Below are 22,733 nucleotides of genomic sequence, written 5' to 3'. Positions count from 1 at the left end.
ATCAGGTCCTCTCCGTTTTGCTTAACCACATTTCGTCCATGCTTCCACCCCGGATCTGCATCGGGTAAACATGTTCGGTCTCATCGACGGTGACGTCGACAAATACCAGACGCTCCTTCTCGGCCAGCGCCTGTGCCAGTTTGCTTTCCAGCTCATCCGGGGTGCGAATGGCGATGCCTACGTGGCCATAAGCCTCCGCCAGTTTGACGAAGTCCGGCAGGGAATCCATATAAGACTGGGAGTGGCGGCCGGAATAAATCATGTCCTGCCACTGCTTCACCATCCCCAGATAGCGGTTGTTCAGGTTCACCACGATCACCGGCAGGTTGTACTGCAGCGCGGTGGACAGCTCCTGAATGTTCATCTGGATACTGCCGTCCCCGGTGACACACACCACGGTTTCATCAGGCAGCGCCAACTTCACGCCCAGCGCCGCCGGCAGACCAAAGCCCATGGTGCCCAGCCCGCCGGAGTTAATCCAACGGCGTGGCTTGTCGAAGGGATAATAGAGCGCGGCGAACATCTGGTGCTGGCCGACATCGGAAGTGACATAAGCGTCACCCTTGGTCAGCCGGTGCAGGGTTTCGATCACTGCCTGTGGCTTAATGGTGCCGCTGTTTTTGTCGTAGCTCAGGCAATCGCGCGCGCGCCACTGCTCAATGGATTGCCACCAGTCACGCAACGCATCGTGGTCCTGCGCCTTGTCTTCCTGTGCCAGAAGCTCCAGCATCTGCGTAAGCACCTGTTTGGCATCGCCAACAATTGGAATATCGGCGTCTACCGTCTTGGAAATTGAGGTAGGGTCAATGTCGATATGCAGTACGGTAGCGTCCGGGCAGTATTTGGCCAGGTTGTTGGTGGTACGATCGTCGAAACGCACGCCGACGGCAAAAATCACGTCAGAGTTGTGCATGGTTTTGTTGGCTTCATAAGTGCCGTGCATGCCGAGCATGCCGACGCTCTGGCGATGCGTACCGGGAAAGGCGCCCAACCCCATCAGGGTGCAGGTCACCGGCAGATTCAGCTTCTCCGCCAATTCCAGCAGCTCTGCCTCACAGGCCGAGTTGATCGCCCCGCCGCCAACGTACATCACGGGTTTTTTAGCCGACAGCACGGTGTGTAACGCACGCTTAATCTGCCCGCGATGCCCTTGCACCGTCGGGTTATAGGAACGCATGCTCACTTCCTGCGGATAGGCGTAAGGCATTCTCACCGCCGGACCCACGATGTCTTTCGGTAGGTCGATCACCACCGGACCAGGGCGACCGGTAGAAGCCAGGTAAAAAGCCTTCTTCAGGATGCCGGGAATATCTTCGGTGCGTTTGACCAGGAAGCTGTGCTTCACTACCGGGCGAGAAATCCCCACCATGTCGCACTCCTGGAAGGCATCATAGCCAATCAGCGAGCTGGGAACCTGACCGGACAGCACCACCATTGGGATGGAGTCCATATAGGCAGTCGCAATGCCGGTGATCGCATTGGTCGCTCCGGGACCTGAGGTCACCAGCACCACCCCCACTTCACCAGTCGCACGCGCATAGCCATCGGCCATATGCACGGCACCTTGCTCATGGCGTACCAATATGTGATCGATTCCTCCGACCGTATGCAGGGCATCGTAGATATCGAGTACCGCCCCGCCCGGATAACCGAATACATGCTTAACGCCCTGATCGATCAACGATCGGACGACCATCTCGGCTCCTGACAACATCTCCATGGGTTTGCCTCCAGGCTAACTTATTCTTATCTGGCGCCGGAACGTGGCGCCTGTTGTGGGGCAATACCCCAAACTTTTTATGGATTGACTATAACCCATTAACATAACGTCAGAATATAAGGCAGGCAAACGGCAAAATGGCACAACAACAAAAGGGTTACTGGCAACGAGCTGGGGATCGGGGGTTTACAGAAACAATGCACTAGCCGCTGGCAAATCGGGCTAGGCATTGTTTCAGTCAGGCGAGGAATTACAGAACTATATCAGGCAAGAAGGATGCCGTTTTTTTAACCGGGAAACCTGCACTAAGGCGTGGTTAAGCCTTCTCCTGGTACATTGAATCAATTTCACTCTGATAGCGCTGCAAAATCACTTTACGACGCAGCTTCAACGTCGGTGTCAGTTCCCCCAACTCCATCGAAAAGGCCGCCGGCAACAGGGTAAACTTTTTCACCTGTTCGAAACGCGCCAACTCTTTTTGCATCTCACGCAGGCGGCTGTCGAACATTTCCAGAATATGGCTGTTGCGCAGCAGTTCAAGCCGATCCTGGTATTTCAGGTTGATGGACTTGGCATACTCTTCCAGCGACTCAAAGCTGGGCACAATCAAGGCGGAGACAAATTTACGTGCGTCGGCAATGATCGCCACCTGTTCGATAAAGCGATCCTGCGCCAGCGTGCCTTCGAGCATCTGCGGAGCAATGTACTTGCCGCCGGAGGTTTTCATAAGATCCTTGAGGCGCTCGGTGATAAACAGGTTGCCGCCTTCGTCAATGGCACCGGCATCGCCGGTCTTCAACCAGCCATCTTCGGTAAAGGAGGCGGCGGTTTCCAGCGGCTTATTGAAATAACCGCGCATCACCACCGGGCCACGCACCTGGATTTCATTCTCCTCACCAATACGCACCTCAACCCCCGGCAGGGGTTTGCCAATCGAGCCAAAGCGGAAATTGCCCTCTTCCCAGCAGGAAACGGTGGCGCAGGTCTCGGTCATGCCATAACCATATTTGATGTTGATGCCCATCGCCTGGAAAAACAGGATCACATTGTCGTCCAGTTTGGCACCGGCAGCCGGCAAGAACCGCACCCGCCCGCCGAGAATGCCGCGCAGTTTACTCAACACCAGCTTATCGGCCCAACGGTGGGAAAGATCAAACAACTTGCCCAGAGGCTTACCGGCGCGTTCTTGCAGGAACTTACGCTCACCGCAGACAATTGCCCAGTGGAACAGTGCACGGCGCAGCCAGGGGGCACGGGCAACTTTCTCGTGCACTGCACTGAAGATTTTTTCGTAGAACCGCGGCACCGCGCACATCAGCGTCGGGCGTACCGCCGTCATGGCCTCACGCACCCAGTCGGTATTGGGCAAAAACACGTTTTGCGCACCGGAGTGCATAATGAAGAAACTCCAGGCGCGTTCAAACACATGCGACATCGGCAGGAAACTGAGAGAGACATCTTCTTCCGTTACCGTCAGTCGCTCATCGTGCAGATACAGCTGTGCCGCCAGGTTGCGGTAATCCAGCATCACCCCTTTAGGTTCGCCGGTGGTACCGGAGGTGTAGATCAGTGTGAACAGATCCCGCAGATCGCAATCGGCAATGCGTTGTTGCAGCTGCGATTCAAACGCCGCCGGATCGGCTTCACGCTCAAAGGCGCTCAGGTGCTGAGCAATCTCACAACCGCGCAGATCAACGCCGTCATCAAACACAATAATGTGGTTCAATTGCGGACAGACGCCGCGTAATGCGATGGCAGCATCCAGCTGAGCCTGTTCGCCAACGAACAGAATGCGGATATCGGCGTCATTAATGATAAAAGCCGCCTGGGCCGGTGTATTGGTGGCATACAGCGGCACGCTGACCCCACGTAACCGCAGGATCGCCAAATCCGCCAGCGACCAGGCCATGCTGTTATTGGCAAAGATCGCGATACGCTCCTGCACCTCGGTGCCCAACGCCAACAGCGCACTGGCAATGTGGTTGATATGCGTATCGACCTGCTGCCAGGTCAATTGGGTCTCTCCAGCAGGAGACCATTGGCGAAAAGCTGTGCGATCGGCACGCTGGGAAATTTGGTGCTGTATACGGTGAGTCAAATGGTATTGCAGCAGATTATTGATCATAGCGCCCTGAGCCTGAAATGAATCAAACAGTTAGCGTTGAGCAGGCCATCTTGCTCTGCATCTCAGCTTACACGTGTTTACTTTTTTTCGCGCAGTCTACCTACTCTCTGGCAACGGGAAAAGAGATTTCAGCGTAGAAGTGTGAGCTAAAACCCAGGTTAATTTCACCGCAACCTCTCATTGGACAGAAGGGTGATGAAAAGGTTTTATCCAGGTCACAAAACGCGGGTTCGACAGGCACCGAAGAAAACAGATAAAAACACCAACTGTAATTAATATTTCAGAATATAATTTCATTATAATAATTTTCAATGAAACTACCGAGGTCATGCGGAAGCGGTTAATGCAGAACACTTAAGCCAAGATATATCTTACATAAACCCAAGGTAATTCCTAACCAACGAATGGGAAAAATTATTCCCCCAACGGGAAACTACCACCTCGGGGGTAATAATCGGCTGATTTACTCAGACATATCAGACTGGCCAAGCATACCTTTCATCCATAGATGTCCCTTATCTCTTTCTGCCGACTCATGCCAGGACAGATAACAGGTCACCTTATTTTCACTGCAGGGGAAAGGAATAAAACGCAGCTGTAATGCTTCAGCCTGCTGCTGAGCCAGCCAGGCCGGAACTATGGCAATCATGTCAGTATTGGATACCATATTCAGCACACTGTATAAATCGGTACATTGCTGAGCCACGACGCGCTGCATCGCCTCCTCTATATAGTAAGGCTTACTGAAGGAGTTAAAAATATCCAGCGAAACCACCGCATGCTGCTCACCAAGAATTTGTTCCGGCGTGATGGCCTTTTCAATTCTCGGATGTTTCTTGGCAAGAACCAGCACCAGTTCATCCTCAAAAAGCCTCACACTTTTAAACTCTGCCGATTCAAAACAGGCATAGCCAATAACGAACTCAACCTCCTGGTAGCGCAATTGGCTATCAATACTACTCGTTATATATGATTTTATTTTTAAATGGGTCTGAGGCGCTATTTCCTTCAGGTGGTTGATTAGCGCGGACCCCAAGCGCAAATCAAGTGGGCTGCAAATGGCGATGGAGAAGACTCGCTCACTGGTAAAGGGTTCAAACTCCGCGCCAGGCAGCTCATTTTGCACCAACTGCAATGCTTGCCTCACCGGCCCAAAAAGCTGCCTGGCCCTTACCGTAGGCTGGATCCCGCGCCCACAGCGCACAAACAACTCGTCATTGAACATCAGTTTCAAGCGCGCAACGGCGTTGCTCACTGCCGGTTGCGACATCCCCAAAAAGCTCGCGGCCCGGGTAATATTCTGCATCTGCATAACGGCATCAAACACCGTTAGCAAATTCAGATCGACACTGCGTAAATGCAAATCGCTGGTTTCTTTCTCAGTGATAACTTCTGAATTATATTCCGACATATCCCACTCCACTAAGTCCTGTGTAGATAATCCCCAAAGTACAATTAACGAGTCATAATTCATCGCTGTTCTAATCGCACAAAGCAGAATTAGTTATCTCTCGCTCCGTTCATTTAAACCGAGCTCAAGCAACGTCCTATATACAAACATGGTTAAAAGTTAATACCTGCCGCACATCACATCCATTTTTCTCACGGGAAGAGATCACACACACCATTTAAATCTGTTAACTTCACAAACCTCTCTTTGCACCTTCATTTAACTTCTGTTCCTCACCCTTACTTACTCCGATAAAAACACGGTTAATAACCACTTCATTTAATAAAACCTCCTCATTAATTACTGATAGCCATTAACTCTATGAATAATTCATAAAAAACATAACAAACCACAAACATATTGATGGAAAAAATATAACCACCCCTGTTTTTTTTGGCTAGCATGCCTTCTGTCGTTTTGCATCTTTAATTTTAACCTAATGAACATCAGAAGCAATTACGACGATATATATTCATTTCATTTATGCTAACAGGCCCGCAAATCCTTCATTGCCTTTTATCTGACAATGTCATTTTTCACCGAACTATCTTCTGTTCGCCGCGGAACGTTAATCAGGAGGTCAGTGAGTACCCTCATTTTCAATCAGGTGTTGACATGACCAAGCCAATAACGTATCAAATTAGGCAACGAAACTATTTTAGAGAAGCTGAACCGCCATGAACCGTACTTACCGTCTACTAGGCCTACTACTTAACGCATCTTGTTTGCGCGGTATGCCGGTGGACGCAGTTCAGAGCTGATTTAGCCCACCCTCATAACAAACCCGCGCTACTGCGCGGGTTTTTTTTTACCCGCTTAGCGTGAAATAAACACGATAAGGAACGCCCTGATGAGCCAACAAGTCATTATTTTCGATACAACGCTGCGTGATGGCGAACAAGCGCTGCAAGCCAGCCTGAGCGTGAAAGAGAAGATTCAGATAGCGATGGCGCTGGAGAGAATGGGTGTCGACGTCATGGAAGTCGGCTTCCCGGTATCCTCACCGGGCGATTTCGAATCCGTACAAACCATTGCCCGCCAGATTAAAAACAGTCGTGTATGTGGCCTGGCCCGTTGCGTGGATAAAGACATCGACGTCGCAGCCGAAGCGTTGCGCGTGGCCGAAGCCTTCCGTATTCACGTATTCCTGGCCACCTCCACCCTGCATATTGAATCCAAGCTGAAGCGCTCGTTCGACGAAGTGCTGGAGATGGCAATCCGCTCAGTGAAGCGCGCCCGTAACTACACTGATGACGTAGAGTTCTCCTGTGAAGATGCAGGCCGTACGCCGATCGATAACCTGTGTCGTGTGGTAGAAGCCGCCATCAACGCCGGTGCTACCACCATCAATATTCCAGACACCGTTGGCTACACCACGCCGAACCAGTTTGGTGGCATTATCACCACCCTGTATGACCGCGTACCGAATATCGACAAGGCCATTATCTCTGTGCACTGCCACGACGATCTGGGGATGGCGGTCGGCAACTCCATCGCCGCGGTGCAGGCGGGGGCACGCCAGGTAGAAGGTACCTTGAATGGCATTGGTGAACGCGCCGGCAACACCTCGCTGGAAGAAGTGATCATGGCAATCAAAGTGCGCCAGGACATCATGAACGTGCACACCAACATCAACCATCAGGAAATTTTCCGCACCAGCCAAATTGTCAGCCAGCTGTGTAATATGCCGATTCCTGCCAACAAGGCGATCGTCGGTTCCAATGCCTTCGCCCACTCCTCTGGCATTCATCAGGACGGCGTGCTGAAAAATCGTGAAAACTACGAAATCATGTCCCCGCAAACCATAGGTCTGAAAGATGTGCAGTTGAACCTGACTTCCCGTTCCGGCCGCGCGGCAGTGAAACACCGCATGGAAGAGATGGGCTACAAAGAACAGGACTACAACCTGGACAATCTGTACGCCGCCTTCCTGAAGCTGGCCGATAAGAAAGGTCAGGTGTTCGATTACGATCTGGAAGCCCTGGCCTTCATTAATAAGCAGCAGGAAGAGCCCGAGCATTTCAGCCTGGACTACTTCAGCGTGCAGTCAGGCAGCAGCATCATGGCCACCGCATCGGTGAAATTGATCTGCGGCGAAGAAGAGAAAGCCGAAGCGGCCACCGGTAACGGGCCGGTTGACGCGGTCTATCAGGCCATCAATCGCATTACCGGTTATCCCATTGAACTGGTGAAATACCAGTTAACCGCCAAAGGCCAGGGCCGCGACGCTCTGGGCCAGGTTGATATCGTGGTGTCCTACAACGGCCGCCGCTTCCACGGCGTGGGTCTGGCGACCGACATTGTGGAATCCTCCGCCAAGGCGATGGTTCACGTATTAAATAATATTTGGCGCTCCCAGCAGGTAGAAAAAGAAAAACAGCGTCTGCAGCAAAGCAAACATCAAAATAATCAGGAAACGGTGTGAACATGACGAAGACTTACCACATTGCCGTCTTGCCCGGAGACGGAATCGGCCCGGAAGTAATGGCCCAAGCACGTAAAGTGTTGAACGCAGTGCGTCAGCGCTTTGACATCCGTATCACCGAAGCCGAATACGACGTCGGTGGCATCGCCATCGATCGCCATGGCAGCCCGCTGCCACAGGCCACCCTCGCCGGTTGTGAGCAAGCCGACGCCATCCTGTTCGGTTCAGTCGGTGGCCCGAAGTGGGAACACCTGCCGCCGGCAGAGCAGCCTGAACGTGGCGCTTTGCTGCCGTTGCGTAAGCACTTCAAACTGTTCAGCAACCTGCGCCCTGCTCGTTTGTACCAGGGGCTGGAAGAGTTCTGTCCATTGCGTGCCGACATCGCCGCCCGCGGTTTCGATATTCTGTGCGTGCGTGAACTGACCGGCGGCATCTACTTTGGCCAGCCAAAAGGCCGCGAAGGCCAGGGCATGCAAGAACGCGCCTTCGATACCGAGGTTTATCACCGCTTCGAGATCGAGCGCATTGCCCGCATCGCCTTCGAGTCCGCCCGCAAGCGTCGCAACAAAGTGACCTCGATTGATAAGGCCAACGTATTGCAGAGCTCCATTCTGTGGCGCGAAGTGGTCAATCAGGTCGCCAAGGATTACCCGGATGTGTCGCTGTCGCATATGTACATCGACAACGCCACCATGCAGTTGATCAAAGACCCGTCGCAGTTCGACGTGCTGCTGTGCTCCAACCTGTTCGGTGACATTCTGTCCGACGAATGTGCGATGATCACCGGTTCGATGGGCATGCTGCCTTCCGCCAGCCTGAACGAACAGGGCTTTGGCCTGTATGAGCCAGCCGGTGGTTCAGCGCCGGATATCGCGGGTAAAGGCATTGCCAACCCGATCGCCCAGATCCTGTCAGCCACCCTGCTGCTGCGTTACAGCCTGGGTGCCAGCGAAGCGGCCGATGCCGTTGAACGCGCCATCAATCAGGCGCTGGAACAGGGTTACCGCACCGCCGATCTGGCCGGTGTTGGTCCAGCCATCAGCACCGATGAAATGGGTGACATCATCGCCCGCTTTGTTGCTCAGGGGGCATAACATGTCTAAAACGTTATATCAGAAATTATACGATGCCCACGTGGTCTACTCGGCGCCGGAAGAAACCCCGCTGTTGTATATCGATCGCCACCTGGTGCACGAAGTGACTTCCCCGCAGGCGTTCGACGGCCTGCGCGCCATGGGCCGTAAAGTACGCCAGCCGGGCAAGACTTTTGCCACCATGGACCACAACGTGTCCACCCAAACCAAAGACATCAACGCCAGTGGCGAGATGGCGCGCATTCAGATGCAAGAGCTGATCAAGAACTGCGAAGAGTTTGGCGTGTTGCTGTATGACCTGAACCACCCGTATCAGGGCATCGTACACGTGATCGGCCCTGAGCAGGGCATGACGCTGCCGGGCATGACCATCGTCTGTGGTGACTCACACACCGCGACTCACGGCGCTTTCGGTTCACTGGCGTTTGGTATCGGCACCTCTGAAGTGGAGCACGTGCTGGCGACCCAGACCCTGAAACAGGGCCGCGCCAAGACCATGAAAATTGAAGTGACCGGCGATGCCGCCGTTGGCATCACCGCTAAAGACATCGTACTGGCAGTGATTGGTAAAACCGGCAGTGCCGGCGGTACCGGCCACGTGGTGGAATTCTGTGGCACAGCCATTCAGGCGCTGAGCATGGAAGGCCGCATGACGCTGTGCAACATGGCGATCGAAATGGGTGCCAAAGCCGGGCTGGTTGCGCCGGACGACACCACCTTTGATTACCTGAAGGGCCGTCAGTTTGCACCAACCGGCGATAACTGGGAACAGGCCGTTGCCTACTGGCGCACGCTGAAATCCGACGACGATGCCAAATTCGACACCATTGTTACCCTGCGCGCTGAAGACATCGCGCCACAGGTGACCTGGGGTACCAACCCGGGTCAGGTTATCGCCGTCAACCAGACCATCCCCGCGCCAGAATCGTTCAGCGATCCGGGTGAGCGCGCCTCGGCCGAAAAAGCCCTGGCTTATATGGATCTGAAACCGGGTATCAAGCTGACAGACGTGCCGATCGACAAGGTATTTATCGGTTCCTGCACCAACTCACGCATTGAAGACCTGCGCGCAGCAGCGGCCATCGCCAAAGGCCGCAAGGTTGCCAGCGGTGTTCAGGCCATCGTGGTACCAGGCTCTGGCCCGGTGAAAGCGCAGGCGGAAGCCGAAGGTCTGGATAAAATCTTTATCGATGCCGGTTTTGAATGGCGTCTGCCGGGCTGCTCGATGTGCCTGGCGATGAACAACGACCGCCTGAACCCGGGCGAACGCTGCGCATCCACCAGCAACCGTAACTTCGAAGGGCGTCAGGGCCGCGGTGGACGTACTCACCTGGTCAGTCCGGCAATGGCCGCTGCGGCCGCTATTGCCGGCCATTTCGCCGATATCCGTGATATTCACTAAGGAACGCAACCGTGGCTAAATTTACTCAACATACCGGTTTAGTGGTGCCTTTGGATGCGGCTAATGTCGATACCGATGCCATTATTCCAAAACAGTTTTTACAGAAGGTAACGCGCACCGGCTTTGGCCAGCACCTGTTTAACGACTGGCGTTTTCTGGACGATGCCGGCCAGCAGCCAAATCCGGAGTTTGTACTGAACCAACCGCGTTACAAAGGTGCCAGCATTTTGCTGGCGCGTGAAAACTTCGGTTGCGGCTCATCGCGTGAGCATGCCCCCTGGGCGCTGACCGACTACGGCTTTAGAGTGGTGATTGCCCCCAGCTTCGCCGATATCTTCTACGGCAACTCGCTCAACAACCAGCTGCTGCCGGTTAAGCTGAGTGAGCAGGACGTGGAAACGCTGTTCCAACTGGTCGCCGCCAACGAAGGCATTGAATTTGAAGTTGACCTGGAAAACCAGACGGTGAAAGCCGGTGACAAAAGCTATCCGTTCGAGATCGACAGCTTCCGCCGCCACTGCATGATTAACGGGTTGGACAGCATCGGTCTGACGCTGCAACACGAAGCGGATATTTCCCGCTACGAGGCGCAGCAGCCGGCCTTCCTGAACTGATCATCGGCAAATACCCTAAATAATTGGAACTGCGGCAAGGCGGCAAGTCAGTAAATCCCCTGGAGCTTAGTGAACTAAGTGACAGGGGTGCACTTACGCAGCCAACACAGCGGCAGTTTCAAGTATGACGGGTATTACCAATAACCGAGCCATTTCCACCACGCCCCACCAATCAACATCCAAATCAGCAAGTTAACTATGCTCATCACCAAACCGGTTTTCCACCACTCACCCAGCGTCGCATAGCCTGAGCCGAAGACAATCGGTGCCGTGCCGGTACCATAGTGGGTCAGCGACATCATCAGTGAAGAAGAGAATGCCAGGATTAAACCCAGCAACGCGGGCGGTGCGCCGAGCGCAATGCCGGCGGCAAAGAAGGCGGCAAACATGGCGGTAACGTGCGCGGTGGTGCTGGCGAAGAAGTAATGCGAATACAGATAGATAATGGTCAGCAATACCGTGCCGCCAACCCAACTCATCCCCATATGATCAATACCGTTGCCCACGGTTTGCGACAGCCAACTGATTAACCCCAACTTGCCAAGGAAGCTGGCCATCATCACCAGCGCGGAGAACCACACCACCGTGTCCCAGGCCCCCTTGTGCCTGAGCACATCTTCCCAACTCAACACGCCGGTCGCCAGCAGCACCGCCAGGCCAATCATCGCGGCGGTGGTCGGGTTGACCGCCAGCGCCGGGCCGAAGATCATCGCCGGAATACCGGCCCACAGCACCAGCAGCAAGGCAAACACCGCCAGCGTGATTTTCTCCGGCAGCGTTACCGGTCCCAGCGCTTGCAGCTTGTCGCGTGCGAAACGCGGGGCATCCGGGGTGCTTTTCACCTCCGGCGGATAGAGCAGATAAATCACCAACGGCATGACGATCAGCGAGCACAACCCCGGCACCAGCGCGGCCACCGCCCACATGGACCAGGACAGCTCGAAGTTGCCATGCGTGCCCTTGGCGATCAGGCTGACGATCAACGGGTTAGGTGCGGTCGCGGTGATAAACATCGCCGAAGTGATCGGGTTGATATTGTAATTTACCAGCGACAGATAACGGCCAATCTTGCCGGAGGTGTTCAACTCGGGTTTGGAGCCGAAGCTGTCGGCGATCGACTTCATGATCGGATGGATAATCCCGCCACCACGGGCGGTGTTGCTTGGGGTCACCGGTGCCAGGGTGGTTTCCGCCAGCGTTAGCGCATAGGCGATGCCCAGCGTCTTCTTACCGAACAGCGAGATAAAGTAATAGCCGATACGCGCCCCCAGCCCGGTTTTGTTCAGGCTAAGGGAGATCATGATCGAAAAGCCGATCAGCCAGATCAACTGGTTGGAAAATCCGCTGAGCGCATCATTCAGCGCAGCACTGGGTTTACCGGGATTGGTGACGCCCGTGACGGCCACCAGCGCAATCGCTACCACCGAAACGGCGCCGATGGGCATAGCTTTGCCGATGATGGCGATGATGGTGCCGATAAACAGCGCGAGCAAATGCCAGGCATTGGGTTCCACCCCTTCAGGCACAGGGATCACAAACCAGATAAGCAAGGCGGCAACGACGGCACACAGAGAAGGGACGGGCTTGAGCGGCGTTAGTTTATCCATAACATACCCACTTTTCTAAACGGATCGGCATCTCAGCAGCAAGATGGGCGGGAACGCGCTCATCGCGTTCCGGGTCCGTTCAGCTTGGGGGGCTGGCGTCATGTTCTCAATGACATGCGTCAAGGTTGGTGACGTTTAAGCTCACACTTCCCGCACGCGGGCACTCATCCACAACGCCGCCACCGCCAGAAGGGTCGCCAACCAGTAAACCGCATAGTGCCCCAGGTTTTCCACCAGCGCCCCCTGCAGTACCCCGGCCAGGATCACCCCGGTGGAAATACTGTTGGTAAACAGCGTGGTTGCCGCGCCCGGTCGGCCTGGCATCAGGTCCTGGAAATAGAGCATACCGATACCGGCGATGATGCCGATAAATATGGCGTTGAACAGCTGTAGCACCATCAGTGCCAGCTTAAATTTAAACACCACCAATCCGGCATAAAACAGGATGCCGGCCGCCACGGCGAACAGCATCATGTTGCGCTTACCGAACCGTTTGACGTAATAACCGGCCAGCAACATTGCCGGGATCTCCAGCCCGGCGGCGGTCCCCATCAGCAGCCCCGCCAGATCCTCCGGCAGGCCCAGATCGGCGGTAATATACAGCGGCATGTCGATGATATACAGGGTGTTGCAGGTCCACATCAGCATCGAGGCAATAAACAAGCGTCGTACATCGCGGTTGCGCCAGACGCTGGCAGGGGCGATAGGAGCCGAAGGGGTCGCCGCCAGTACATTCTCCGGCTCGACCGGAGCCGCGCGGGGCACCGAAGGCAGGGTAAACCACACCAGCAATGCACAGATCGCGAAGGTCGCCGCGGCAATCATGAACATCACGGTAAATCCATAGTTCAGCGCCAGTGTGAACGAAAGCGGCGGACCAATCACCCAGGCCAGCGACAGTTGCGCACGCATCACCGAGCTGAACATCACCACTTCACGCGCCGAACTGTCGGCATATTCCCGCGCCAGCGCGAAAATCTGCGGCATCGCGGTATTGGCAATCGCCGACAGCAAGACCCCGGCGGTGATCAATGTCAGGTAGTCACGGTTAAAGGCAAACAGCAGACAGTTGCCAACCGCCATCAGGCAACACAACAGAATCAACTTGCGCCGATCTCCGCGCGTATCCGAACGCTTGGCCAACAGGAAACTGACCGCAATGCCGACAATGGCGTTAACGGTATAAAACAGGCCGACCCACAGCGGCCGCACCTTGACCTCGGTGGTCAGGAACAGGCTCAGCGTCGGCGCCAAGAGCGCGCCGGCAATGCCGGAAAGAAAAGCAATCAGCAGGAATGCGGCAAAGATCGGATTAAAGCGGCGTGGCAGCCAGCGCTGGCGTTTCATATCTTTGTTCCTGACCCTAAAGCGGAAGACAGAACCTTAGGCTACGGTGGCAAAATTGCAAGAACATCACCGCGACCCATAATAAAAAAACCAGTGGGTATGACCCCACTGGCTGGTGAACAACACCATTACTCAGAAACTTTTTCTACCCGAGCCTCACAGGTGCTCGCGATATTGCTTATCTGTCATGCCAGGGATATCCCATTGGGTTACATGCGCCAGTATCTCCAGGCGCGCCTGTTCAGGCACCAGCCCCAACCAGTCGGCCCGCTGGCGGCGTACCGCTGTGAAATACCGCTGATAGAACTGTTTTGACAAGAAAACTTTCATCCGTCGCCCTCCCCCTTTCATTGAGGAAAATTATCGGCGTAATATAGGGAAAGATAAATTGATGGGTTGATGCCGGAGCGTTCCTCTTTTATGTCCACATCCAGATTGCAACAGCAGTTCATTCGCCTGTGGCAGCGTTGCCACGGCGAGCCGACAGAAACGACCCTGCAAGAGCTGGCCGAAGTGCTCACCTGCTCGCGCCGCCACGTACGTTCGTTACTGGGCGCCATGCAGCAGCAGGGCTGGCTAACCTGGCAGGCAGAGTCGGGGCGCGGCAAGCGTTCACGGCTCACCTTTCATTACACCGGTCTGGCGTTGCAACAGCAGCGGGCGGAGGAATTGCTGGAGCAGGACCGCATCGATCAACTGGTGCAACTGGTCGGCGATAAAAACGTGGTGCGGCAGATGCTGCTATCCCAACTGGGGCGCAGCTTTCGTCAGGGGAAACACATTCTGCGGGTGCTCTACTATCGCCAGTTGTACAACCTGTTGCCCGGTTCGGCGCTGCGGCGTTCGGAAACCCATCTGGCACGGCAAATTTTCAGCGGCCTGACGCGGATAAATGAGGAAAACGGGGAACTGGAGTCTGACCTTTCGCATCACTGGCAGCCATTAACTCCACAGCACTGGCGTTTTTATCTGCGCCCGGCGATTCATTTTCACCATGGCCGCGAGCTGGAAATGGAGGATGTCATCAGTTCGCTTACCCGCTTGATGCCACAGCCGTTGTTTTCCCATATTGAACGAGTGACTTCACCGACGCCTTATGTGATCGACGTCCATCTGCACAGTCCCGATTACTGGCTGCCGTGGCTGCTGGGCAGCGTGCCCGCGATGATCCTGCCGCGTGAATGGCAGAGCCTGCCGGAATTCTCACGCCACCCGGTGGGGACCGGGCCGTATAGCGTGGTGCGCAACCACCGCAGCCAGATGAAAATTCACGCCTTTGACGATTATTTTGGCTACCGCGCGCTGATCGATGAGGTGAATATCTGGGTGTTGCCGGAAGTGACTGAGGAACTGGTGCATTCCGGCGTCCAACTGCAGGCGGACGATACCGGCAAAAATGAGCTGGAAAGCCGGTTGGAAGAAGGCTGCTATTTCCTGCTGTTCGATCAGCGTTCGCCGCTGGCGGCCGATCCGGCTATTCGCAGCTGGCTGTGCGAGTTGATCAACCCCATTTCGCTGTTGAGCAATGCCGGCCCGGTCTATCAGCGCTATTGGTCACCGGCCTACGGCCTTTTGCCGCGCTGGCACCATAATCGGGCTCTGGCGCAGCAGCCCAAACCGGCCGGGCTGACCGAACTGACGCTGACCTACTACAGCGAGCATTCGGAATTCCACGCCATTCAACAGGCGATCGAACCCCTGCTGGCGCAGCAGGGCATCAAGCTGAAGATCCAGGTTGTGGATTACGACACCTGGCATAAAGGCGAAGCCAGTAGCGATTTATGGCTCGGTAGCGCCAACTTCTATCTGCCGCTGGAGTTCTCGCTGTTCGCTACCCTGTATGAACTGCCGCTGATGCAGCACTGCATGAATGAAGACCTCGCTACGGATGCCGCACTGTGGCGTGCCAATGCCTTGCCGCTGGCCGATTTTTGCCAACGCCTGGTCAGCAATCATCAGTTACACCCGTTGTTCCACCACTGGTTGCAACTGCACGGCCAACGCAGCATGCGCGGCGTGCGAATGAACACCCTCGGCTGGTTTGATTTTAAATCCGCCTGGTTTGCGCCGCCGGAAGCATAAGCGCCTTTCACCGGCGCCCGTTAGTCTTTACAATGGCGCCGTCTCAACGGGGTGCAAAAAACGATTTATTGCTGAGATATACCCAAAATAATTGGAGTTGCAGGTAGGCGGCGACCGAGCGAATCCCCAAGAACATAGAATTCCTATGTGACTGGGGTGAGAGAGAGAAGCCAACACCGCTGCAACTTCAAGTATGAAGGGGATAAACCCGTCGAACCTGATCCGGTCAATACCGGCGGAGGGATTTGAGCCCAGCGAACCGGCAGCAGCCGATCGCCCCCTCAGATACCCTTGCCCCCCTAAATTTTCAGGAGTGCAAAGTGGTCAAGAAAAGCCTGCCCTTATTACTGTTGTTGTGCGCCGCACCGGTGTTCGCCAAACCCACGCTGACGGTCTACACCTATGATTCGTTCGCTGCCGACTGGGGCCCGGGTCCGGCGGTCAAAAAAGCCTTTGAGGCCCAGTGTGACTGTGAGCTGAAGTTCGTCGCGCTGGAAGACGGCGTTTCGCTGCTTAACCGCCTGCGCATGGAAGGGAAAAACAGCGCCGCCGACGTCGTGCTGGGGCTGGACAACAACCTGCTGCAGGCTGCGCAACAAACCGGTTTATTCGCGCCAAGCGACGTCGACAGCGCGAAGTTGAGCGTCCCCGGCGGCTGGCAGGATAAAACCTTTGTGCCTTATGACTACGGCTACTTTGCCTTCGTTTACAACAAAGAAAAGCTGAAGAACCCGCCAAAAAGCCTGCAGGAGCTGGTCGACAGTGACCAGAACTGGAAGGTGATTTACGAAGATCCGCGCACCAGCACCCCCGGCCTCGGCCTGCTGCTGTGGATGCAGAAAGTTTATGGCGACAAGGCCCCCGCAGCCTGGCAAAAGCTGGCGAAGAAAACCGTCACCGTGACCAAGGGCTGGAGTGAAGCCTACGGCCTGTTCCTGAAAGGCGAAGGTGACCTGGTGCTCAGCTACACCACCTCCCCGGCCTACCATCTGATCGAAGAGAAAAAAGACAGCTACGCCGCCGCTAACTTCAGCGAAGGCCATTATCTGCAGGTCGAAGTGGCGGGCAAACTCAAGGCCAGCAAACAACCCGAGCTGGCAGAACGCTTTATGCAATTTATGGTGACCCCGGCGTTCCAGAACAGCATTCCCACCGGCAACTGGATGTACCCGGTGATCAAAACCCAGCTGCCGGCCGGGTTTGAACAAATGACCGTCCCGCAAACCGCGCTGCAATACAGCGCTGAAGAAGTGGCCAAACAACGCGGCAACTGGATCCGGGCATGGCAAACCGCCGTAAGCCACTGATCCCACGCTGGCTATGGCCGGGGCTGCTGGCTGCCGGTCTGATCCTGACCATCGCCGCACTGGCGATGGGTTCTCTGTGGCGGCACGCGCCGGAAAGCGACTGGCAAGGTCTATGGCAGGACAGCTATCTGTGGCATGTGGTGCGTTTCACCTTCTGGCAGGCGTTGCTGTCCGCACTGATCTCGGTGCTGCCCGCCATTTTGTTGGCGCGCGCGCTGTACCGCCGCCGTTTCCCTGGACGCCAATTACTGCTGCGGCTGTGCGCCATGACGCTGGTGTTGCCGGTGCTGGTGGCGGTGTTCGGCCTGCTCAGCGTTTATGGTCGACAGGGCTGGCTGGCCGCGCTGTGCGGTTGGTTAGGCATTGATTACAGCTTCTCGCCTTATGGCCTGCAGGGCATCCTGTTGGCCCACATGTTCTTCAACCTGCCGCTGGCGACCCGCCTGCTGTTGCAGGCGCTGGAAAATATTCCGGTCGAACAGCGCCAACTGGCAGCACAACTCGGCATGAGCAGCTGGCAACAGTTTCGTTTTGTCGAGTGGCCGGCACTACGCCGCCAGATCCTGCCGAGCGGGGCGCTGATCTTTATGCTGTGCTTTGCCAGCTTCGCCACCGTATTGTCACTGGGTGGCGGGCCACAGGCCACCACCATCGAACTGGCGATCTACCAGGCGCTCAGCTATGACTACGATCTCAGCCGCGCCGCGCTGTTGGCGCTGATCCAACTGGCCTGCTGCCTGGGGCTGGTGGTACTCAGCCAGCGCTTGAGCCAGGCCTTGCCGGTCGGCAACACCCAGGCCCACGTCTGGCGTAACCCGGAAGACAGCCTGGGGCGCCGGGTCAGCGACTTTTTGCTGATCGTCGCCGCCCTGCTACTGCTGTTACCCCCGCTGTTGGCGGTGATTGCTGACGGTGCCAACCAAACTCTGGTCAGCGTGCTGCAACAGCAGGTGCTGTGGCAGGCGTTGTTTACCTCGTTGCGTATTGCTCTCGGTGCCGGCGCACTGTGCGTGGTGCTGACCATGATGCTGCTGTGGAGCAGCCGTGAGCTGAAGCTGCAACAGAGCCTGCGCTGGGGCCATGCACTGGAACTGAGCGGCATGGTGATCCTGGCGATGCCGGGCATCGTGTTGGCGACCGGCTTCTTCCTGCTGCTGAGCGATACCGTCGGGCTGCCACAGTCGCCGTACGCACTGGTGATCCTCACCAATGCACTGATGGCGGTGCCCTACGCGCTGAAAGTGCTGGAAAACCCGATGCGCGACCTGGCCGAACGTTACAACCCACTGTGTCTATCGCTGGATATCCACGGCTGGCAGCGGCTGCGGCTTATCGAGCTGAAAGCGTTGCGCCGCCCGCTGGCCCAGGCGCTGGCCTTTGCCTGCGTGCTGTCGATCGGCGATTTCGGCGTGGTGGCCCTGTTTGGCAACGAGCACTTTCGCACTCTGCCTTACTACCTGTATCAGCAGATTGGCGCCTATCGCAGTAATGACGGCGCGGTCACCGCACTGTTGTTGCTACTGTTGTGTTTCCTGCTGTTTACCCTGATCGAACGCTTACCGGGCCGCCATGATAGAGCTTGAAAAACTGACCTACCTGTATGAGCACCTGCCGATGCGCTTTGACCTGCGCATTGAGCCGGGCGAACGTGTCGCGGTGCTTGGCCCCAGTGGGGCAGGCAAAAGCACCCTGCTCAGCCTGATCGCCGGGTTCCTGCCGGCCGCCAGCGGCAAGCTGCTGCTGAACGGCAGCGTTCACACCGCCACACCACCGGCCAAACGCCCGGTCTCGATGCTGTTTCAGGAAAACAACCTGTTTGCCCACCTGACGGTGGCGCAGAACATCGGATTGGGGCTGGATCCGGGGCTGCGGCTGAATGAGCAGCAAAAGCAGCAGTTGGCACAGATTGCCCGGCAAGTGGGGCTGGAAGAGCATCTGCCACGTCTGCCGTCCCAGCTTTCCGGCGGCCAACGTCAGCGTGCCGCCCTGGCGCGCTGTCTGATCCGCCAACAACCCATCTTGCTGCTCGACGAACCCTTTTCGGCGCTCGATCCGGCGTTACGCAATGAGATGCTGCAGCTGCTGCGGGAGGTGTGTGACCAGCGCAACCTGACGCTGCTGATGGTGTCCCACAACCTGGATGACGCCGCGCGCATCGCGCCACGTACCCTGTTGGTAGTCGATGGACGCATTTATTACGACGGTCCAACCCAGGCATTGCTGGACGGCAGTGCGCCGGAAGCCTGGGTGTTGGGTATTTCACACAAACCGTGATCTGCCGCGCGTTTTTTATGCTGCGCAAATAAACCTGTTGTGCGAATTTTTCGCCTGTGGTTTTATAAAATCCTGACTTTTTTTACTGATGATAAGGTTCCCTGTGATCGCATCCTCGCTGACTTCGACCCTACTAGTTACCGCGCTACCAGCCGCGGTGATGGTCGTCGTGCGTGTGGTGGTGGTCGTCGGCAATGCGCCGTAGGGTCCGAATCAACGCATCGATTCCCAAACCCCGCCGGCGCAACCGGGCGGGGTTTTTAGTTTCAGCCCCCTGCCCAGAAAAGCGAACCGGCCTTGAGAAAGGATAGGAACATGGCAATTTCGGGCACGCCACAGCAAGGCAACCGCTTCACCGGCGCACAGTTGATCGTTCATCTGCTGGAACGTCAGGGCATCACCACCGTCGCCGGCATTCCCGGTGGCGCGGCGCTGCCGCTGTATGACGCACTGAGCCAAAGCACCCGCATTCATCACGTACTGGCACGCCACGAACAGGGCGCGGGCTTTATGGCACAGGGCATGGCACGCGCCAATGGTAAAGCTGCGGTGTGCATCGCCTCCAGCGGGCCGGGCGCCACCAACCTGGTGACCGCCATCGCCGACGCCAAGCTCGATTCCATTCCGCTGGTGTGCATCACCGGCCAGGTGCCCTCTTCGATGATCGGCACCGATGCCTTCCAGGAAGTAGACACCTACGGCATCTCGATCCCCATCACCAAGCACAACCATTTGGTGCGCGATATCCGTGAACTGCCACAGGTGATCTGCGACGCATTCCATATCGCCGAATCCGGCCGTCCTGGCCCGGTGTGGATCGACGTACCGAAGGACGTACAAACCGCGGTGATCGATTGGGATGAACTGCCGCCGATCGCCGTTCCCGACGCCGCCCCCACCTTCGAGGCCACTGCCGTAGCGCAGGCCGCGGCGATGATTAACCAGGCCAAGCGCCCGGTACTGTACCTGGGCGGTGGCATCATCTGCGCCAATGCTCACCAACAGGCGATTGAGTTAGCGGAACGCGCCAACCTGCCGACCACCATGACGCTGATGGCGTTGGGCGCCATGCCGGTGCAGCATCCACTGTCGCTGGGCATGCTGGGGATGCACGCGGCGCGCAGTACCAACTTTATTCTGCAAGAGGCCGACCTGCTGATCGTTCTGGGCGCACGCTTTGACGATCGGGCAATTGGCAAAACCGAACAGTTCTGCCCGAACGCCAGCATCATTCACGTGGATATCGACCGTGCCGAACTGGGCAAGGTGAAACAGGCCAACATTGCCATTCATGCCGACGTCGGCCAGGTGCTGCAGCAACTGCTGCCGCAGATTGAGGCGCAGCCGCGCAGCGAATGGCTGGATACCGTCAACGGTCTGAAGCGCGAGTTCCCGTTCAGCATGCCGAACGCCGAAGATCCGCTGAGTCACTACGGGCTGGTGCTGGCCGCTGCGCGCTGCGTGGACGAAAGCGCCATCATCACCACCGATGTGGGCCAGCATCAGATGTGGGTGGCGCAGGCTTATCCGCTGAGCCGTCCGCGCCAGTGGCTGACCTCCGGCGGCCTGGGCACCATGGGCTTCGGCCTGCCGGCGGCGATCGGCGCAGCCCTGGCCGAGCCGCAGCGCAAGGTATTGTGCTTCTCCGGTGACGGCAGCCTGATGATGAACATTCAGGAAATGGCCACTGCCGTCGAGCAGGATCTGGACGTGAAAATTATCCTGATGAACAACCAGGCGCTGGGGCTGGTGCATCAGCAGCAAACGCTGTTCTACCAGCAGCGCATCTTTGCCGCCGCCTATCCCAAGCGTACCGACTTTATCAAGATTGCCGCCGGTTTCGGGCTGGATACCTGCGATTTGAACGCCGCAGAAGATCCGCAGGCCGCGCTGGCCGAAGCGATCCAACGGCCCGGCCCTTGCCTGATCCACGCGCTGATTGATATCAATGAAAAAGTCTTCCCGATGGTGCCGCCGGGTGCCGCCAACATCGACATGATTGGAGAATAAGCCATGTCAGAACAACACAATAACCCACAGGTGATCCTGGAGCTGACGGTACGTAACCATCCCGGCGTGATGTCGCACGTGTGCGGCCTGTTTGCCCGCCGCGCCTTCAACGTAGAGGGCATTCTGTGTCTGCCGCTGAAAGACGGCAAACAGAGCCGTATCTGGCTATTGGTGGCGGACGATCAACGGCTGATGCAGATGATCAGCCAGGTGGAAAAACTCGAAGATGTGCTGCAGGTAAAACGCCACAGCGAAGACGTGCGGGTGTTCGAACAGTTAGAGGCTTTCTTCCAGTAATGCACCGAGGGGCGTTACACCCCCTGGTTACTGCCCGGCCAGCACCTTCCACAGCAAATGCCGGTAAACCGGCATCAACGGCTGCTGGTGCAGATAATAAAAGGTGGTGAGCGCGAGGATCCAGCTCAGTACGCAGGCCATCCGCAGCCGTACCGGTGACAGCCAGTTGCTTAGTCGATCGGCGCTGCGCTTGCCTTCACGCCACCAGCGCCAGCTCAGCCAGGCGGCCAGCCAGATCAACACCACCACCGCAAACAGCAGCCATTTGAATAAAGCGCTGTTGGCGCTGGCGGGAATGTCGATCGCCACCCCGGCCAGAATCCCCGGGAAGAAGTAGACCGGCGGCCAGGTGATACAGCCGATAATGTTTGGCAGTGCGAATTTGTACGGCGGTAAGTCCAGCATCCCCGCCACCATCGGTACCAGCGGGCGGGTCGGGCCGACAAAGCGGCCAATCAGAACGGTCGCCATACTGTGTTGATGCAGCGCATGTTCGGTCTTGTCGAGCATAGCCTTGTTCTTTTTCAGGAATGACCAGCGGTGCAACGGCCCTTTGAAGGCACGGCCGATAAAATAAGAGATCCAGTCCCCCAGCAGGCAACCGACGATCCCCGCAGCCCAGGCATAATAGAAGTCTACCTGACCACTGCCGATCAGCGCACCGATGCTGGCCATCATCACCGTACCGGGCAACAGCAGCCCGACCAGCGCCAGCGACTCCAAAAACGCGACAAACATGACGACCATCAGAGTGAAAGCCAAAGACTGGGTGATCAAATGCTGTAAATAGGCTTCCATTAAACCTCTGTTGGTTATCCAAAGCGCGTGGGCGTGGGATTGTCAGGTGCCGCCGGAAACGAGTCAACCGGTGAATTGTATGCGTTTTTGGCAGAACTGTGCGGTAATGGACAATCACTGTATAAAAACCCATACTATAATTTATCTATTCCCCCCTTTAGCTTAGCTTGTCAGGAACAGC

Annotated in this window: 18 protein-coding genes; 11 read left to right on the top strand and 7 right to left on the bottom strand. The window is 56.3% G+C overall.

Annotated elements, in window-relative coordinates:
* Position 1 precedes the first annotated feature (1 nt).
* The 3 genes from ilvI to leuO form a co-directional block, all read right to left on the bottom strand.
* Positions 2 to 1,720: an acetolactate synthase 3 large subunit gene (ilvI, locus tag NHG65_RS03345; protein WP_099063084.1), complete on the bottom strand. Its 1,719-nt coding sequence runs from the start codon at positions 1,718 to 1,720 to the stop codon at positions 2 to 4.
* Between the two features lie 316 nt (positions 1,721 to 2,036).
* The gene (locus NHG65_RS03340; protein ID WP_499182940.1) at positions 2,037 to 3,845 is read right to left on the bottom strand and encodes an AMP-dependent synthetase/ligase; all 1,809 of its coding nucleotides are present in this window, start codon (positions 3,843 to 3,845) and stop codon (positions 2,037 to 2,039) included.
* A 463-nt stretch (positions 3,846 to 4,308) separates the two neighbouring features.
* Positions 4,309 to 5,256, bottom strand: coding sequence for a transcriptional regulator LeuO (leuO, locus tag NHG65_RS03335; protein WP_099063086.1), 948 nt, complete (start codon positions 5,254 to 5,256; stop codon positions 4,309 to 4,311).
* 889 nt (positions 5,257 to 6,145) lie between these two features.
* Here leuO and leuA point away from each other — a divergent pair.
* The 4 genes from leuA to leuD are packed head-to-tail and all read left to right on the top strand — an operon-like array spanning position 6,146 to position 10,830.
* A complete protein-coding gene (gene leuA / locus NHG65_RS03330; protein WP_017891594.1) occupies positions 6,146 to 7,720 on the top strand; it encodes a 2-isopropylmalate synthase in 1,575 nt (524 codons plus the stop codon).
* Positions 7,721 to 7,722: 2 nt separating this feature from the next.
* Positions 7,723 to 8,814: a 3-isopropylmalate dehydrogenase gene (gene leuB, locus NHG65_RS03325; RefSeq protein WP_085120217.1), complete on the top strand. Its 1,092-nt coding sequence runs from the start codon at positions 7,723 to 7,725 to the stop codon at positions 8,812 to 8,814.
* 1 nt (position 8,815) lies between these two features.
* Entirely contained in the window at positions 8,816 to 10,216 is a 1,401-nt protein-coding gene (gene leuC / locus NHG65_RS03320; protein ID WP_099063088.1) for a 3-isopropylmalate dehydratase large subunit, read from the top strand.
* An 11-nt stretch (positions 10,217 to 10,227) separates the two neighbouring features.
* Entirely contained in the window at positions 10,228 to 10,830 is a 603-nt protein-coding gene (leuD, locus tag NHG65_RS03315) for a 3-isopropylmalate dehydratase small subunit (protein ID WP_085120215.1), read from the top strand.
* 134 nt (positions 10,831 to 10,964) lie between these two features.
* On the opposite strand, the gene NHG65_RS03310 is transcribed toward leuD, so the two are convergent.
* The 3 genes from NHG65_RS03310 to sgrT form a co-directional block, all read right to left on the bottom strand.
* Positions 10,965 to 12,437: a DASS family sodium-coupled anion symporter gene (locus NHG65_RS03310; protein ID WP_413481135.1), complete on the bottom strand. Its 1,473-nt coding sequence runs from the start codon at positions 12,435 to 12,437 to the stop codon at positions 10,965 to 10,967.
* Positions 12,438 to 12,578: 141 nt separating this feature from the next.
* Entirely contained in the window at positions 12,579 to 13,784 is a 1,206-nt protein-coding gene (locus NHG65_RS03305) for a sugar efflux transporter (RefSeq protein ID WP_499182939.1), read from the bottom strand.
* A gap of 156 nt (positions 13,785 to 13,940) precedes the next feature.
* Positions 13,941 to 14,114: a glucose uptake inhibitor SgrT gene (sgrT, locus tag NHG65_RS03300; RefSeq protein WP_112348008.1), complete on the bottom strand. Its 174-nt coding sequence runs from the start codon at positions 14,112 to 14,114 to the stop codon at positions 13,941 to 13,943.
* Positions 14,115 to 14,204: 90 nt separating this feature from the next.
* Between sgrT and sgrR the strand changes: the two genes are divergently transcribed.
* From sgrR to ilvN, 7 genes are all read left to right on the top strand, one after another.
* The gene (gene sgrR / locus NHG65_RS03295) at positions 14,205 to 15,866 is read left to right on the top strand and encodes an HTH-type transcriptional regulator SgrR (protein ID WP_207979287.1); all 1,662 of its coding nucleotides are present in this window, start codon (positions 14,205 to 14,207) and stop codon (positions 15,864 to 15,866) included.
* Between the two features lie 320 nt (positions 15,867 to 16,186).
* Positions 16,187 to 17,173 carry a thiamine ABC transporter substrate binding subunit gene (gene thiB, locus NHG65_RS03290; protein ID WP_085120210.1) on the top strand — a complete coding sequence of 329 codons (987 nt, stop codon included), beginning with the start codon at positions 16,187 to 16,189 and terminating at the stop codon, positions 17,171 to 17,173.
* Entirely contained in the window at positions 17,149 to 18,756 is a 1,608-nt protein-coding gene (gene thiP, locus NHG65_RS03285; RefSeq protein WP_499182938.1) for a thiamine/thiamine pyrophosphate ABC transporter permease ThiP, read from the top strand. Before thiB ends, thiP begins: the two co-directional genes overlap by 25 nt.
* Positions 18,743 to 19,447 (top strand): thiamine ABC transporter ATP-binding protein ThiQ, encoded by a 705-nt coding sequence (gene thiQ / locus NHG65_RS03280; RefSeq protein WP_499182937.1) that lies wholly within the window; start codon positions 18,743 to 18,745, stop codon positions 19,445 to 19,447. The genes thiP and thiQ overlap by 14 nt, the downstream gene beginning before the upstream one ends.
* Positions 19,448 to 19,535: 88 nt before the next feature.
* The gene (ivbL, locus tag NHG65_RS03275) at positions 19,536 to 19,652 is read left to right on the top strand and encodes an ilvB operon leader peptide IvbL (protein WP_208295193.1); all 117 of its coding nucleotides are present in this window, start codon (positions 19,536 to 19,538) and stop codon (positions 19,650 to 19,652) included.
* Positions 19,653 to 19,762: 110 nt separating this feature from the next.
* The gene (ilvB, locus tag NHG65_RS03270; protein ID WP_499182936.1) at positions 19,763 to 21,457 is read left to right on the top strand and encodes an acetolactate synthase large subunit; all 1,695 of its coding nucleotides are present in this window, start codon (positions 19,763 to 19,765) and stop codon (positions 21,455 to 21,457) included.
* Between the two features lie 3 nt (positions 21,458 to 21,460).
* Positions 21,461 to 21,754, top strand: a complete 294-nt coding sequence (ilvN, locus tag NHG65_RS03265; protein ID WP_099063098.1) for an acetolactate synthase small subunit — start codon at positions 21,461 to 21,463, stop codon at positions 21,752 to 21,754.
* A 27-nt stretch (positions 21,755 to 21,781) separates the two neighbouring features.
* Here ilvN and NHG65_RS03260 read toward each other — a convergent pair whose 3' ends face one another.
* Positions 21,782 to 22,552, bottom strand: a complete 771-nt coding sequence (locus NHG65_RS03260) for a DedA family protein (RefSeq protein ID WP_099063099.1) — start codon at positions 22,550 to 22,552, stop codon at positions 21,782 to 21,784.
* Positions 22,553 to 22,733: the final 181 nt, after the last annotated feature.

Source organism: Serratia myotis (assembly GCF_027474885.1).
GTDB classification, from domain to species: Bacteria; Pseudomonadota; Gammaproteobacteria; order Enterobacterales; family Enterobacteriaceae; genus Serratia; species Serratia proteamaculans.
The sequence above is the reverse complement of the archived record's forward strand: the minus strand, read 5'-3'. Positions and strand labels throughout refer to the sequence as shown.